12 protein-coding genes and 1 pseudogene are annotated in these 13983 nt (G+C 73.0%); 5 read left to right on the plus strand and 8 right to left on the minus strand.

What is annotated here, in order from left to right; translation table 11 throughout:
* Positions 1-45 precede the first annotated feature (45 nt).
* A complete protein-coding gene (locus QCN29_RS27755) occupies positions 46-255 on the plus strand; it encodes a DUF2180 family protein (protein WP_279931593.1) in 210 nt (69 codons plus the stop codon).
* Between the two features lie 26 nt (positions 256-281).
* Here the strand turns inward: QCN29_RS27755 and QCN29_RS27760 are convergent, their stop codons facing one another.
* On the minus strand, positions 282-1166 hold the full coding sequence (locus QCN29_RS27760) for a LysR family transcriptional regulator (RefSeq protein WP_279931594.1): 885 nt from the start codon (positions 1164-1166) through the stop codon (positions 282-284).
* Positions 1167-1249: 83 nt separating this feature from the next.
* Here QCN29_RS27760 and QCN29_RS27765 point away from each other — a divergent pair, with 83 nt between their 5' ends.
* Positions 1250-2224 carry a threonine ammonia-lyase gene (locus tag QCN29_RS27765; protein ID WP_279931596.1) on the plus strand — a complete coding sequence of 325 codons (975 nt, stop codon included), beginning with the start codon at positions 1250-1252 and terminating at the stop codon, positions 2222-2224.
* 9 nt (positions 2225-2233) lie between these two features.
* On the opposite strand, the gene QCN29_RS27770 is transcribed toward QCN29_RS27765, so the two are convergent.
* Positions 2234-2650 carry a MarR family winged helix-turn-helix transcriptional regulator gene (locus QCN29_RS27770; RefSeq protein WP_279931597.1) on the minus strand — a complete coding sequence of 139 codons (417 nt, stop codon included), beginning with the start codon at positions 2648-2650 and terminating at the stop codon, positions 2234-2236.
* Positions 2651-2805: 155 nt separating this feature from the next.
* Here QCN29_RS27770 and QCN29_RS27775 point away from each other — a divergent pair, with 155 nt between their 5' ends.
* Together QCN29_RS27775 and QCN29_RS27780 are read left to right on the plus strand one after the other, a co-directional pair.
* A complete protein-coding gene (locus QCN29_RS27775) occupies positions 2806-4314 on the plus strand; it encodes an MFS transporter (protein WP_279931599.1) in 1509 nt (502 codons plus the stop codon).
* 77 nt (positions 4315-4391) lie between these two features.
* Positions 4392-4880 carry a cupin domain-containing protein gene (locus QCN29_RS27780; RefSeq protein WP_279931601.1) on the plus strand — a complete coding sequence of 163 codons (489 nt, stop codon included), beginning with the start codon at positions 4392-4394 and terminating at the stop codon, positions 4878-4880.
* A 152-nt stretch (positions 4881-5032) separates the two neighbouring features.
* On the opposite strand, the gene QCN29_RS27785 is transcribed toward QCN29_RS27780, so the two are convergent.
* The 3 genes from QCN29_RS27785 to QCN29_RS27795 all read right to left on the minus strand — a co-directional run bounded on the left by QCN29_RS27785 (position 5033) and on the right by QCN29_RS27795 (position 9326).
* Positions 5033-5422 carry a DUF2267 domain-containing protein gene (locus QCN29_RS27785; RefSeq protein ID WP_398860103.1) on the minus strand — a complete coding sequence of 130 codons (390 nt, stop codon included), beginning with the start codon at positions 5420-5422 and terminating at the stop codon, positions 5033-5035.
* A gap of 117 nt (positions 5423-5539) precedes the next feature.
* A complete protein-coding gene (locus tag QCN29_RS27790) occupies positions 5540-6856 on the minus strand; it encodes a chloride channel protein (protein ID WP_279931605.1) in 1317 nt (438 codons plus the stop codon).
* Positions 6857-6905: 49 nt separating this feature from the next.
* Positions 6906-9326, minus strand: coding sequence for a phosphoketolase family protein (locus QCN29_RS27795; RefSeq protein ID WP_279931606.1), 2421 nt, complete (start codon positions 9324-9326; stop codon positions 6906-6908).
* A 160-nt stretch (positions 9327-9486) separates the two neighbouring features.
* On the opposite strand from QCN29_RS27795, the gene QCN29_RS27800 reads away from it, so the two are divergent.
* Positions 9487-10467 (plus strand): DUF3048 domain-containing protein, encoded by a 981-nt coding sequence (locus QCN29_RS27800; protein ID WP_279931607.1) that lies wholly within the window; start codon positions 9487-9489, stop codon positions 10465-10467.
* A 73-nt stretch (positions 10468-10540) separates the two neighbouring features.
* Here the strand turns inward: QCN29_RS27800 and QCN29_RS27805 are convergent, their stop codons facing one another.
* The 3 genes and pseudogenes from QCN29_RS27805 to QCN29_RS27815 all read right to left on the minus strand — a co-directional run bounded on the left by QCN29_RS27805 (position 10541) and on the right by QCN29_RS27815 (position 13967).
* Positions 10541-11227: a DUF2278 family protein gene (locus QCN29_RS27805; RefSeq protein WP_279931608.1), complete on the minus strand. Its 687-nt coding sequence runs from the start codon at positions 11225-11227 to the stop codon at positions 10541-10543.
* A gap of 382 nt (positions 11228-11609) precedes the next feature.
* Positions 11610-13058, minus strand: a pseudogene (locus QCN29_RS27810) (APC family permease); the annotation flags it as partial.
* 630 nt (positions 13059-13688) lie between these two features.
* Positions 13689-13967, minus strand: coding sequence for a hypothetical protein (locus tag QCN29_RS27815; protein WP_279931610.1), 279 nt, complete (start codon positions 13965-13967; stop codon positions 13689-13691).
* Positions 13968-13983: the final 16 nt, after the last annotated feature.

Below are 13983 nucleotides of genomic sequence, written 5' to 3' on the forward strand. Positions count from 1 at the left end.
AGTGCTGATGTGGCAGCGGCGGCGGTGCGGCAACGGAGGTCGAGCATGAACTGCTATGAGTGCCGGCGGGTGTCCGGGACGACGAATCCCGCCGAGGCGGTCTGCTCCCAGTGCGGTGCGGGGTTGTGCTCCGCGCATGTCCGCATCGAGAAGCGCGAGGTGCATCAGCCTCACGGGCTGGGCAAGAGCAGCGCGGACCTGCCGGGCCGGCGGATCGTCTGTCCCGTCTGCGAGCGGGCCGAACACAGCGAGTAGCCGCTGTCGACGGCGGGCTGCGGCGGTCATGGGACGCGGGCCGCCGCCGCGGCGTGTGTGAGGTGTTCCAGGAGCGCGGTGGTCGCGGGCGGGTCGGGCGCGTCACCGTGGACGGCTGCGCTGACGGCCCGTTCGCAGCCGGGCAGGCGCACCGCCCGCACCGACGGGTTGCGCTGGGCGGCCAGGGCCAGGGCCGGCAGGGTGGTGACGCCCAGTCCGGCGGCAACGAGCGCCTGTACTGCGACGTAGTCGTCGGTGGTGAAGGCGATGTCGGGGGTGAAGCCGGCGGCGGCGCAGGAGCGCAGCAGATGCCGTCGGCAGCGCTCGCAGCCGGTGATCCACCGGCGGTCGGCGTGGTCGGCGAGGGTGTCGCCGGGCAGGCCGGCGGGGGTGACGAGGCAGATCGGCTCGGTGAGCAGCGGGGTGCGGCGCAGCGCGTCGTCCGGGGTCAGGGCGTCCGGGTAGCTGAAGAGCAGGGCGACGTCGACCTCGCCCGCGCGCAGCAGCCGTACGGCGTCGGGCGGTTCGGCTTCGGTGAAGCGCAGTTCGACGCCGGGGTGGGCGACGGTGAAGGCGGCGGCGGCCGGTGGGACGAAGGTGCCGAGCGCCGAGGGGAAGGCTGCCAGTCGCACGCGGCCGGCGCGCAGCCCGGTGTGCGCGGCGAGTTCGGCCTCTGCCGCGTCGAGGCGGCCCAGGATCTCCTCCGCACGCTCGGCCAGCAGCCGTCCCGCGTCGGTGAGCCGGATGCCGCGGCCCACGCGCTGGACGAGGCGGCTTCCGGTCTCGGTCTCCAGCCTCGCCAGATGGTGGCTGACCGCAGGCTGGGAGTAGTTCAGCTCCCGCGCCGCGGCGGTGACCGAGCCGTGCCGGGCGACCGCCGCGAGCACGCGGAGCCGGTTGGTGTCGAGCATCCCCCGAATCTATCAATCTGGTTGATGGGTGAGTGTGAGAAATGGCATTGGACCTATGAGACGGCGGCCGAGACGATGACGGCATGGAATGCGAACCCACCTATGCCGATGTGCTGGCCGCCCGGGAGTTGCTGGCGGCCCGGCTGCCCGTGACGCCGATGTGGTCCTATCCCGCGCTGGACCATGCGACCGGAGCGACGGTCTTCGTGAAACACGAGAACGTCCAGCCGATCGGGGCGTTCAAGGTCCGCGGCGGGCTGACCCTGCTCGCCGGGATGACCCCCGCGCAGCGGGCCGAGGGGCTGGTCACCTACTCCACGGGCAACCATGCGCAGTCGCTGGCGTACGCCTGTGCCGCGTACGGCGCCCCCTGCACGGTGGTGATGCCCTCCTCGGCCAGTGCGGAGAAGGTGCGTGCGGTGCGCGCGCTGGGGGCGTCCGCGGTGCTGCACGGCGCGGACATGGCCGAGGCGCAGGAACGGGCCGAGAAGCTCGCCGCCGACGGCGGCTGCCGGCTGGTCAGCCCCGGGGACACGCCTGCTCTGCTGGCCGGGGTCGGCACCGCCTATGTGGAGATCTTCGAGGCCCGGCGCGGGCTCGACGCCGTCGTGGTGCCGGTCGGCAGCGGCACCGGGGCCGCGGCGGCGGGCATCGTGGCCGCGGAACTCGCGCCCGGCTGCCGGGTGATCGCCGTCCAGTCGTCCGCCGCGCCCGCGGCGCACGATTCATGGCGGGCCGGCGGCTGTGTGGAGCGGCCGGACAGGACCGCGGCAGAGGGGCTGGCCACGGGGCGGGGGTTCGTGCTGCCGCAGCGGCTGCTGCGCACGCATCTCGCCGAGTTCCGGCTGGTCTCCGACGAGCAGATCTTCGCTGCGCAGCGGCTGCTGGCCAGCCATGCGCACACTCTGGCGGAGGGGGCGGGGGCGGCCGGACTGGCGGCCGTGCTGGCCGACCCGGAGGGATTCGCGGGGCAGCGGGTGGCGGTGGTGTGCACGGGCGGCAACGCGTCGGCCGCGGAGATCGCCGCACTGGGCGGCGGGGCCGGGCCGGTGCGCTGACTCCGCGTATCAGTGCGGGAAGACGACCGTCAGCAGGCGGAAGAGTTCGGTGCGCTCCTCGTCGGACAGCTGGTCAAGGCCGGTCTGCGTCCGTTCCATCCGCTCGCGGATCGTGTCGATCACCTTCTCCCCCGCCTCGGTGAGGGCGACGTTCTTCACCCGGCGGTCGGTGGCGCTGACCTCGCGGCGGACCAGGTCGCGCTTTTCGAGCCGGTCGATGATCCCGGTCATGTTCGACGCGTCGCAGGCGAGGGTGTCCGCGAGCGAGCGCATCGACGCGGGTGCGCGGCGCAGGACCGTCAGGGTCTTCGCCTGACTGGAGGTAAGGCCCGTGTCGGCGGCGGCGGCCGTGAAGTCGGCGTAGTGCGTACTGACCGAATGGGCGAGCAGTTCCATGAGCTGCGCCTTGGACGGGATGGGCGGCATAGGCCGAGGGTACCGCAAACACTTGATGCCCTCAACCTTTGACATCCGCCAGCTCTCATTGTTTGATGTCCTCAAGCATCGAGCTTCTCAATGGTTTGACTCCTCGACCATAGATGCGTCCATCCTTCGGGCAACCCTCCACCGGAAAGAAGACCGTGAAGTCCTCCCTTGCCGCCGCGCCGGATCGCCGCACCGGCAGCCTCAGCCTCGTCCTGGTGCTGGGCCTCGCCGCCATGGTCGTGTCGATGATGCAGACCCTGGTCATCCCGATCCTCGGCGTCATCCAGAACGACCTCGGCGCCACCACTGCCCAGGTCAGCTGGGTCACGACCGCCACGCTGCTGTCGGCCGCGGTCTTCACGCCGCTCCTGGGCCGTTTCGGCGACCAGCACGGCACGAAGCCGACCCTGCTCGGTGTGCTGGTGGTGATGGTCGCCGGATCCGTGCTCGCCGCGACCACGAGTTCCATGCTGTGGCTCATCGTGGCCCGCGTGATGCAGGGCGCCGCCACCGCGATCTTCCCGCTCGCGCTGTCCGTGCTGCGCGCGGAGGTCGAACCCGCGCGGCTGCCCGGCGCCATGGCCCTGGTCAGCGGAACGCTCGGGTTCGGCAGCGGCCTCGCGCTGGTGAGCGCCGGACTCCTAAGCCAGGGTGCGCACCCCGACTACCACCAGGTCTTCTGGCTGGCCGCGGCGCTCGCCACCGCCGCGCTCATCGCGGTCGCGGTCGCAGTGCCCGCGCCCCGCGCCCGGACGGGCGGGCGGACCGACTGGCTCGGCGCAGCCGGTCTCGCCCTGCTGCTCGTCCTGTTCCTGCTGCCCGTCTCGCAGGGCCACAGCTGGGGCTGGACCTCGGCCCGCACGCTCGCACTCTTCGCCGCCGCGGCCGTCACGACCGTCATCTGGGTCGTCGTCGAGCGCAGGGTCCACGACCCCCTGGTCGACATGAAGATGTTCGTCCACCGCCCGGTGCTGTTCACCAACCTCGCCGGACTGCTCGTCGGGTTCGCCATGCTCTCCCAGTTCATCGGCGTCTCCTATCTCGTCCAGACCCCCGCCGAGATCGCCGGCTACGGCTTCGGCGCCTCCGTCCTGCGCGCCTCCGTCGTCTACCTGCTGCCCTCCGCCCTCGTCTCGCTCGTCGCCGCCCAGCTCGGAGGCGTGCTGGTACGCCGCATCGGCGCGCGTTCCACCCTCGCCGCCGGCGGCGTCTTCGGCGTGGTCGGTTTCGCCTGGCTGACCCTCGCCCACGACACCACCGCGTCGGTGATCCTGGCCGGCATGGTCGTCGGCGTCGCCATCAGCTTCGGCTACGCCGCGATGCCCGCCCTGATCGTGGCCGGCGTCCCCCACCACCAGACCGGCATCGCCAACGGCATCAACTCCATCTCCCGCTCCACCGGCAGCGCGATCGGCAGCGCGGTCATCACCTCGCTGCTCGCCTCCAGAACGCTCGACAACCTGCCCCCCGGGGTCCCCGCGCTGCCCTCCGAGAGCCAGTACACCCTGAGCTTCGCCCTGGCCGGTATGGCGTTCGCGCTGGTCATCGGCGTGGCCATGGTCGGCCTGGCGATCCGCCGCACGTCCCCCTCGTCCACCACCGACACGCCCGCCCCGACGGGCGACGGCGAAACCGAGCCCGCTCGCACGGCCGTCACCGCCTGACCGCGCCAACCGCACGGCCGCGACTCTCGTACGGGCGGGAGGAGCGGCCGGCCCGACGCTAGGCTTCGTGGCGGGACGTGACACCGGGAAGGGCGGCGGGCGCGGTGCGGGACTGGAGGCGGGAGCTGGGGCTGGAGCCGCACCCCGAAGGGGGCTACTACCGGCGGATCTACACCAGTTCCCGGACGGTCGCCGTGCCGGGCGGAGAACGGCCGCTCGCCACGTCCATCCACTATCTGCTCACCCGGGAGCGGCCGTGCGGGCGGCTGCACCGCAACCGCAGCGACATCCTTCACTTCCTCATCGACGGCGGGCCTGCCGAGTATCTGACCCTGACCGGCGAGGGCTGCGCCGAGCGGGTCGTCCTCGACGCGGCCGGGTGTACGTTCCTGCTTGTCCCGGGAGGGGTGTGGAAGGGGTCCCGCCTGGTCGACGGCGCGTCGCACGCGCTGGTCGCGGAGGTGGTCACACCCGGATTTGACTACGCCGACCATGAGTTCGCCTCATGGGAGGACATACGGAATCTGGCGCATCTGCACGAGCGGCTGCGGCCGTTTCTGCCGTGATCCGCCGCTGCCGGCCGCCGGCGTCCAGCCGCCGTCGCCGCGCCGGAGCACCAGCGCCTCGGGGACGGGCCGGGTGACGGACGCCCTCAGCGCACCGGACAAGGCTCCCCGGGCACCCCTTACCTGAGGTGACGGTGAGGCGGGCTGGGCGGTCAGGATGCCTGCGGACGGCCGAACAGCAGGTCGTATCCCGGAGGGAGCTGGATGAGGACGCGGCTCGTCAGATCGTCCCCGGCCGTGTCCGCCACCACGCTGAGTACGGCGCCGACGTCCCAGGTCGCCGTCTGCTCGCTGGCCCCCTCGATCCAGGCCGCGGTGGCTCTGATGAACCGCTCGGCGGACAGCGGCTCGTGCGCCTGGAGAGGGTTGAGCAGCACGATCGCGAGCGTCTCCGGGAGACGGCCCGCCAGTTCGTTGCGCACCTCCCCCACCAGATGTGCGCCCAGCAGCCCGAGCACCACGCGGGTCGCGCGCTCGGCCTCGTCCCGCGAGGGGTACTCGCCGCGTTCCTGTACGGCCTTCAGGAACTCATCCCAGTGCATGCGCATGGCGTCGCTCCCTGGATGGACTCGAGGCGGCCCTGGCGGCCCCGGGGCGAGCCGGCCGCCTTCGGTGCGCCCAGTGCCGAGGATATCGCCGTACCGGGGGCCGGCGACCGGTCAGCGCTTCGCGGCGCGCCGCGGAGCGTGCAACAGTTCGACGGCGACCAGCGCGGTCACGGCGGCCAGGATCACCACCGGGATCATCTCCGCGCTGCCCAGCAGCAGCACCACGAGGATGCTGCTGCTGACCGGCAGGCGCAGCACGGCCGCCGCCGTGGCGGCCATGCCCGCCGCCATGCCCGGCACAACGCCCAGGCCGGGCAGCGGCGCGCACAGCACGCCGGCGGCGGCGCCCAGGAACAGCGCCGGGAAGACCGGACCGCCCCTGAGGGCCCCCAGGCTGAGCACATACGCGGCGGTCTTGAACGCCAGCACGGCCACCAGTGCTCCCACGCTCCAGGCATGCGGGTCGGCGGCCAGCTCGGACATCGTCGCCTGCCCGGACGAGGCGACCTCCACGGGTGTGCGATCGGTGATCAGCGTGTAGAGGGCCGCGCAGCCTCCGGCCGCCAGCGCGCAGGCGGCGGACCGTGCGGGCAACTGTGCGGAGACGAACGCCGCCACCGGCCGGGCGACGGCGAACACCCCGTGGACCACGGCGCCGATGGCCACGGCGAGCAGGAACGACCACAGCACGTCCCCGGCGTCGAGCCGGGGCGCCTGGGAGGACAGGTTCAGCGACAGGCTGCCCGTGTTGAGACCGGTCCACCGGCCGAAGCCGGTGAACACGAGGTAGCCGATGCCGCTGGAGAGCAGCGCGGGCAGCATCACGGCGACCAGCTGCGGCCCCGCCACCCCCGCGATCTCGATCAGCAGCACGCCGCCGATGAGCGGGTTGCCGAAGATCGCGGAGATCGCGGAGGCCGAGCCGGCCGCGCCCAGCAGCGCCGTGCTGCGCGGAGTCTCCGGCGCCCGCGCCAGGCGTCCGGCCAGGACGGCCAGTCCCCCGCCGAGTGCGATCAGCGGGGCCTCCGGGCCCAGGACCGCCCCGAACGGCAGGCTCGCGAACGCGGCGAGCACCACTCCGGGGAGCGCTCGGTGCGACGCGCCCCCCACTTTCAGGCCCTCCGCCGGAACGTGCCCGCCGCCGCCGTACAACCGGGCCGCCGTCACCCCGACGACGGCGCCGGCGATCGTCAGCAGCGGCAGCGGCCACCACCACGGCGGCGTCTCGTAGCCGAGCGCCTCGGGCAGGTCGCTCCACAGCACGCCCTCGAGTTCGTGCAGCCCGACCAGGAACCAGAAGGCGGCCAGCGAGACCGGCACTCCGATCAGGGCGCAGAGTGCCAGGGCCTTGAGATAGCCGCGGCTGCGCAGCATCTCGTACAGCCGGTCCGCGCCCTCCTCCCGCTCCTCCTGCGTCGGGTCCGTCATCGTCGGGTGCCCTCCCGTGGCCTTCCGGGCGGATGCCCGGGCCGGGCGGTCAGCCGGTCCAGGACCAGTCCAGGACCTCGGGAAGATCCTGGCCGTGCTCGCGGATCCAAGCGTGGTGCCGGGTGCGGGCGTCCTCCATGTGCTGTCGTACGGCGGCGGCGCGCACCGCGAGCCCCGGCACACGGTCGACGACGTCCATGACGAGCCGGAAGCGGTCGAGGTCGTTGCCGACGACCATGTCGAAGGGGGTCGTCGTGGTGCCGATCTCCTTGTATCCCCGGACATGGAGCTGGGGGTGCCCGACACGCCGGTAGGCCAGGCGGTGAATCAGCCACGGATAGCCGTGGTAGGCGAAGATGACCGGCTTCTCGCGGGTGAACAGCGCGTCGTACTCGGCGTCGGTCATGCCGTGGGGGTGTTCCTCGCGGGGCAGCAGCCGGGCCAGGTCGACGACGTTGACGACGCGCACGGCGAGGTCCGGCAGATGGCGGCGCAGCAGCAGGGCGCAGGCCAGGACCTCCTGGGTGGGGACGTCCCCGGCGCAGGCCAGCACCACGTCGGGGTCGCGGTGGCCGTCCTCGGTGCCCGCCCAGTGCCAGATGCCGACGCCGCGTGCGCAGTGGGCGCGGGCCTGTTCGGGCGTCAGCCAGTCGAAGCAGGGCTGTTTTCCGGCGACCACGACGTTGACGCGGTCGCGGCTGCGCAGCACGCGGTCGGCGACGCAGAGCAGGGTGTTGGCGTCGGGCGGGAGGTAGACGCGGACGACTTCCGGGGCCTTGTTGAGGACGTGGTCGATGAATCCGGGGTCCTGGTGGGAGAAGCCGTTGTGGTCCTGCCTCCACACATGCGAGGTGAGCAGATAGTTGAGGGACGCGATCGGGCGCCGCCAGGGCAGCCGGCGGGTCACCCGCAGCCACTTGATGTGCTGGTTGACCATCGAGTCGACGAGGTGGACGAAGGCCTCGTAGCAGGAGAACAGTCCATGGCGGCCGGTGAGGAGGTAGCCCTCCAGCCAGCCCTGGCAGGTGTGTTCGGACAGGATCTCCATCACCCGACCGTGCCGGTCGAGGTGTTCGTCGACCGGGCGGACGGCGGCCTGCCAGGCCTTCCCGGTCGCCCCGTAGACGGCCTGGAGGCGGTTGGAGGCGGTCTCGTCGGGGCCGACGAGGCGGAAGTCGCGGCGGCCTGCGGTCGCGGCCATCAGCTCTTCGAGATAGTTCCCGAGGACGGCGGTCGGCTCGTGGCGGGTGGCTCCGGGTTTGTCGACGGGCGCCGCGTACCGCTCCAACGGCGGCAGCGGCAGCTCGCGCAGCAGCAGGCCGCCGTTGGCGTACGGGGTGGCGCCCAGCCGCCGGTCGCCGTCGGGGACGCAGGCCAGTACGTCGGGCCGGGGGCGGCCTTCGGCGTCGAACAGCTCCTCGGGGCGGTAGGAGCGCAGCCATTCCTCCAGCTGCCGCAGATGGTCCGCGTTCTCGCGGACCCCGGCCAGGGGCACCTGGTGGGAGCGCCAGGTGCCTTCGACGGGCAGCCCGTCGACTTCGGCGGGGCCGGTCCACCCCTTGGGGGTGCGCAGCACGATCAACGGCCAGCGGGGCCGTTCGACGCCGCCTTCGGCGCGGGCGGTGCGCTGGATCCGCTCGATGAGCTCCAGCGACCGGTCGAGGGCCGCCGCCAGGGCGCGGTGCACGGCGAGCGGTTCGTCTCCGCTGACGTGGATCGGGAGGTGCCCGCAGCCGCGCAGCAGTTCGTCCAGCTCGGTTTCGGGCAGCCGGGCGAGCACGGCGGGGTTGGCGATCTTGTATCCGTTGAGGTGGAGGATCGGCAGCACCGCTCCGTCGTGGACGGGGTCGAGGAACTTGTTGGAGTGCCAGGAGGCGGCCAGCGGGCCGGTCTCCGCCTCCCCGTCGCCGATGACGCAGGCGACCAGGAGATCGGGGTTGTCCAGTGCGGCGCCGTAGGCGTGGGAGAGGGCGTAGCCCAGTTCGCCGCCTTCGTGGATGGAGCCGGGCGTCTCGGGGGCGACATGGCTGGGCACCCCGCCGGGGAAGGAGAACTGCCGGAAGAGCCGCGCCATGCCGGCGGCGTCCCGGGTCACGTCGGGGTACGTCCGGGTGTAGGAGCCGTCCAGCCAGCTGCCGGCGAGGACGGCGGGGCCGCCGTGGCCGGGCCCCCAGATGCACAGCACGTCCCGGCAGTTTGTGCGGATCACCCGGTTGAGGTGGGTGTGGATCAGGTTCAGGCCGGGCGAGGTGCCCCAGTGGCCGAGCAGCCGGGGCTTGACGTGTTCGGGCCGCAGCGGCTGCTCCAGCAGCGGATTGTCCATCAGATAGATCTGACCGGCGGCCAGGTAGTTGGCCGCACGCCAGTGGGCGTTCAGGGCGTTGAGCTCGTCGTCGGGCAGGGCGTCGGCCGGGGGCGGGGCATCGGACGCGCCCGGTGCGGCTGCGGACGGTGCGGCGGTCTCGCGCATGCATGCCTCCGAGAGGGTGGGCTGACCGGTGCGGAGCAGGTGCTGTCAGCCTTCCTCCGCGGGAGCCCGTGCACCAGGGCCTTATGGGTCGGCCCGGCGTCCGCAGGGCCCGAGTGCCGACGGTGTGGTCCACTGGATTATCGGACAGGGAGTTGGGCCGATGGGCACGAGGACACGCAGGGGGCGCCGGAGCGGCGGTGTGAAGTCGGCCGTGGCGGCGTGCGTGGTCGCCTGTGCGGCGCTTTTCGGCTGCACGGCGGGCGACCCGGACCCCAAGCCCTCCGAGCAGCCGGTCGTGTCCCCGTTCACCGGGGTGACGGCGGAGCCGGGTCCGGTGCTCGCCGTCAAGATCGACAATGTGCAGGCGGCGCGGCCGCAGACCGGGCTGGCCGCCGCGGACATCGTGTACGTGGAGCAGGTCGAGGCGGGGCTGAGCCGCCTGCTGGCCGTGTACTCCTCCGAGCAGCCGCCCTCGGTGGGACCGGTGCGCAGCGCGCGGGAGTCGGACATCGAACTGCTGCGGCAGTTCGGCCGCCCGGCGCTGGCGTACTCCGGCGCCCAGTCGGCCCTGCTGCCCCTGATCGGGGACGCTCCGCTGTACCCGGTGACGCCTCAGGATGCGCCGGGGGCGTTCGTACGGGACGGCGACCGGGCGGCGCCGCACAACCTGTATGTGCGACCGGAGCAGGCGCTGGAGGCGGCGCCGGAGGCGGATCAGCCGCGGGACATCGGCTTCCGGTTCGGTCCCGCCCCTGAGGGAGGGCGGCCGCTCGACGAGCACACGGTGGAGTTCCCGTCGGCGCGTTTCACCTTCACCTGGTCGGCGGAGGACGAGCGCTGGCTGGTGTCGATGGACGGGGCTCCGGCGCGGGACGCCGACGGCGCCCGGCTCGGCGCGCCGACCGTGGTGGTGCAGTACGTGGAGGTCAGGGGCTCGGAGTTCCAGGACCGGTCCGGCAGCGTCTCGCCGTATACGGAGACGGTGGGGTCCGGGAACGCGCTGGTGCTGCGGGACGGCCGCGGCCATGACGCCCGGTGGAGCCGGCCGGCCGCCGACGGCGGCACGGCGTTCACCACGCCTTCGGGGGACCGGCTGAACTTCGCCCGCGGGCCGGTGTGGGTGGTGCTCGCGGCACGGTGAGACGGGCGCTGCACGGGACGGGCCGTCGCTGCGCCGGGCACCCGGGGGTTGCCGCCGCGCCGGGTGGCCGCCGCTACACCGGGTGACCGTCGTCGTCGGTGCGGTCGGCCTGGGTCGAGAACTTGGACAGGAACACGTCGTACCTGCCGTCGTCCCTGCGGGTGAGGGTCGCGCCGTCCTGCCAGACGCCGTTCTCGTCCCACCACTGGCTGCCGTGCGGGTCGCCCTGGTTCTGGTGGATGTTGTGCATGCCGAGGCCGCGGTCGAAGGGCTCTCCGTAGACGAGGACGGTCCGGCCCGGCACGAGGATCGGTTCGAGGGCGCGGGCGGCGTCCAGGTTGGAGCCGGAGGCCCAGCGCCGCCGGGGGGTGAGCCCGTCGGCGAGCCCGAGGAGCCTGAGGAGTCTGAGGAGCCCGGGCGACCAGGAGGGTGGGCGGCCGGGAGCGGTGCAGCCGCGACGGCCCGAGAGCGCGGGATGCCGTACGAAGTCGAGGGCGCCGGACTCCGCGGTGCGCGCGAGGTCGTGGTAGCCGGGCGGCAGGGCGGCCACGGGGCCGGGCGCCGGGGCGGGCAGGGTGAGGGTCCGCCACTGCACACCGGTGGCGGACTGCTTGCTGTCGACGTCGACGGCGCACCGGTAGCGGCCGGAGGGCGCGTCGACCTCCAGGTTGACGTGGAACCAGCGGCCCTGGGTGTCGGGCTGGTCGCGGAAGTGGCGGTGAAGCGTTCCGGACAGTACGCCGTAGCGGTCGAGGGGCACGGCGCTCAGTCAAACACCGGGGGCCGGCGGCCTGGGTGAGGCGCACCGGGGTGACGGGCGGCGCGCGGAGGCGGCGGGGTGGGTGTGCGGCGGCACGCGGAGCCGAGTGGGGCCGAGTGGGGCCGAGTGGGGCCGGGGCGGTCACCGTGCCGGGTGGGCGGCGGGCGGTGGGGGTGCGGCGGCGCGGTGAGGGTGCGGCGGCGCGGTGAGGGTGCGGCGGCGCGGTGAGGGTGCGGCGGCGCGGTCACGGCGCCGGGCTGGCGTCCAGGAGCCGGGGGTCGGCCGTCTCCCGGCGCTCCGCCCAGAACGAGGGCGCCGTCAGCCGCCACACCACCATGACGACCACGCCGACGGCGGCGATTCCCACGCCGATGACCAGCGNCCAGAACGAGGGCGCCGTCAGCCGCCACACCACCATGACGACCACGCCGACGGCGGCGATTCCCACGCCGATGACCAGCGGCGGGCCGAGGCCGAACCAGGACACGCCGCTGTAGGAGTTGGCGGCGTCGGACATGTCGATGACGGACTCCACGAGGAGCCAGGCGAGGAGCGCCGCGCCGATCAGCGGGCCGAGGCCGACGAGGACGAAGATGCGCGGGCTGCGGGTGAGGAGCCTGCGGTAGTAGACCGCGCAGGCCACACCGGTGAGGGCGTAGTAGAACGCGATCAGCAGGGACAGTGCGGTGAGCGAGTCGAAGGCGGCGTTCTCGCTGATCTGGTTGACCGCGAGATACCACGCGACGGCGATGGCGGCCACCCACCAGGTGCTGACGTCCGGGGTGTGGAAGCGGTGGTGGATATGAGCGAACTGAGCGGGCAGCGCGTACCGGCGGGCCATGGACAGGGCCGTGCGGGATGCGGGGATGATCGTCGTCTGGGTGGAGGCCAGGGCGGAGGTGGAGACGGCGATCAGCAGGACCCAGTCCCAGCCGCCCATCACCTCGCCCGCCAGCAGGGCGAAGAGCGTCTCTTCCTCGTCGGCGTTCTCGGAGAGGTAGTCGACGCCCGCGTAGGCGACGACCGCGAAGCCGGTGGACAGATAGGTCGCCAGCAGGATGACCGTGGACCAGATGCCTGCCTTGCCGGGGGCGCTGGCGGAGTTCTCGGTCTCCTCGGTGAGGTTCACCGCCGACTCCCACCCCCAGTAGATGAACACGCCCAGCAGCAGTCCGCCGGTCAGCGCCGCTCCCCCGGCGCCGAAGGGGTTCAGCCACGAAAGCTCCGGCTCGGTGGAGCCGAGTGAGCCGGTGCCCGCGTAGACGCGGTAGAGGGCGACGACCGCGAACACCAGCAGCAGGACGACCTGCGCCGCGATCAGCAGGTCCTGCACACGGGCGGACACTTCGGTGCCGATCACGCAGACGGCGGTCATCACCACGATGAGGACGACGGAGAGCGTCTGGCGTACGGCCTCACTGCCGGCCCAGCCGTCCAGGCCCAAGGCGAGCAGGGCGAAGCGGACGGCGACGTCGGCGAGCGAGCCGATCACCAGGACGCCGGTCATGGTGATGGCCCAGCCGCCGAACCAGCCGGCCCAGGGTCCCATCGCCCGGGTGACCCAGGAGAAGGTGGTGCCGCAGTCCTGGTCGGCCTTGTTGAGGTAGAAGAACGCGGAGGCGATGAGGACCATCGGGACGAACGAGGCGAGCATCACCCCGGGCGCGTAGACGCCGACGAGTGCCACGACCGGGCCGATGACGGCGGCCAGCGAGTAGGCCGGGGAGGTGGAGTTCAAGCCGATGACCAGGGCCTCGGCGAATCCGATGGCATCGGCCTGGAGCCGGTCGGGCGCGGGCGGGCTGGCGCCCGTGGCCTCCTGTTCGGACACGTTCCCTCGCTTCGGTCAGGCGGCGGGTCCCATGGAACCGCGTCGGCCGCCGGGGCCCTGTCAGCGACGCGCGGGACGGGTGCGCGTGCGCAGGCCTTGTTGCCCGGGGCGGAGCCCCGGCGTGACGCCGGGGCTCCGCCCCGGGCCCCGTGCGGGGGGCTCCGCCCCCCGACCCCCGCGCCTCAAACGCCGGCGAGGCTTGATTGTGCTGCCACCCGCGCCTCAGACACCGGCAAGGCTCGACTGCGCTGCCCCAAGCGCCTCAGACACCGGCAAGGCTCGATTGTGCTGCCACCCGCGCCTCAGACGCCGACGAGGCTGGAATTCGGCGCAGCCTTCCAGCCCCGTTGAGGGCGTCTCCGTGGGGGGCGTCACCCGGGCGGCGCGCCTCTGGGGGTGCCGCCGGGCGGGGTCCGGAGGCGGTAGCCGAGGGAGGTGTCCGGGGGCGGCAACCGGGGCGGTTGAGGACACCGCCTCCAGGCCGTACGGGGTCCGGGGCGGAGCCAGGAGTTCGGGGAGGGGCGGGGGGAAAGACCGGCAGACAGCACCTGGACCCCGGGCATGGCAGGCACGCGGGCAGCCCCCCGGGGCCGGGATGGCTGGGGGCGCCGCCCTGGCGGGGCGTGGGGGTCACCACACGGTCGGGACCGTCGCGCCGTCGCCGCGGCGGACGGCCGCGACCACGGCGTCATGCAGCCGACGGCTCTGCTCCGCTGTGTCGCAGGGGACGGGGCTGCCCGCCATGGTGAACCAGTCCGTCGCCCCGCTGTACTGCACAGCGATCTGCGCCTCGCCCTTCGACCAGGTGGTATGCACGGTGACATCGCCGGTCAGCAGGCCGGCCTCGTCGGTGCGGACCCCTCCGGCTCCCGCGTACAGTCCCGTCGTCGTCCACGATTCCCAGCTCATCAGTGCACCTCGCGCA

This window comes from Streptomyces chengmaiensis (genome assembly GCF_029846775.1).
GTDB classification, from domain to species: Bacteria; Actinomycetota; Actinomycetes; order Streptomycetales; family Streptomycetaceae; genus Streptomyces; species Streptomyces chengmaiensis.

Coding starts and splice junctions, on each gene's coding strand:
- QCN29_RS27815 (WP_279931610.1), bottom strand. CDS start 13,967: ATGAGCTGGGAATCGTGGACGACGACGGGACTGTACGCGGGAGCCGGA.
- QCN29_RS27760 (WP_279931594.1), bottom strand. CDS start 1,166: ATGCTCGACACCAACCGGCTCCGCGTGCTCGCGGCGGTCGCCCGGCAC.
- QCN29_RS27790 (WP_279931605.1), bottom strand. CDS start 6,856: ATGACGGACCCGACGCAGGAGGAGCGGGAGGAGGGCGCGGACCGGCTG.
- QCN29_RS27795 (WP_279931606.1), bottom strand. CDS start 9,326: ATGCGCGAGACCGCCGCACCGTCCGCAGCCGCACCGGGCGCGTCCGAT.
- QCN29_RS27770 (WP_279931597.1), bottom strand. CDS start 2,650: ATGCCGCCCATCCCGTCCAAGGCGCAGCTCATGGAACTGCTCGCCCAT.
- QCN29_RS27800 (WP_279931607.1), top strand. CDS start 9,487: ATGGGCACGAGGACACGCAGGGGGCGCCGGAGCGGCGGTGTGAAGTCG.
- QCN29_RS27765 (WP_279931596.1), top strand. CDS start 1,250: ATGGAATGCGAACCCACCTATGCCGATGTGCTGGCCGCCCGGGAGTTG.
- QCN29_RS27755 (WP_279931593.1), top strand. CDS start 46: ATGAACTGCTATGAGTGCCGGCGGGTGTCCGGGACGACGAATCCCGCC.
- QCN29_RS27785 (WP_398860103.1), bottom strand. CDS start 5,422: ATGCACTGGGATGAGTTCCTGAAGGCCGTACAGGAACGCGGCGAGTAC.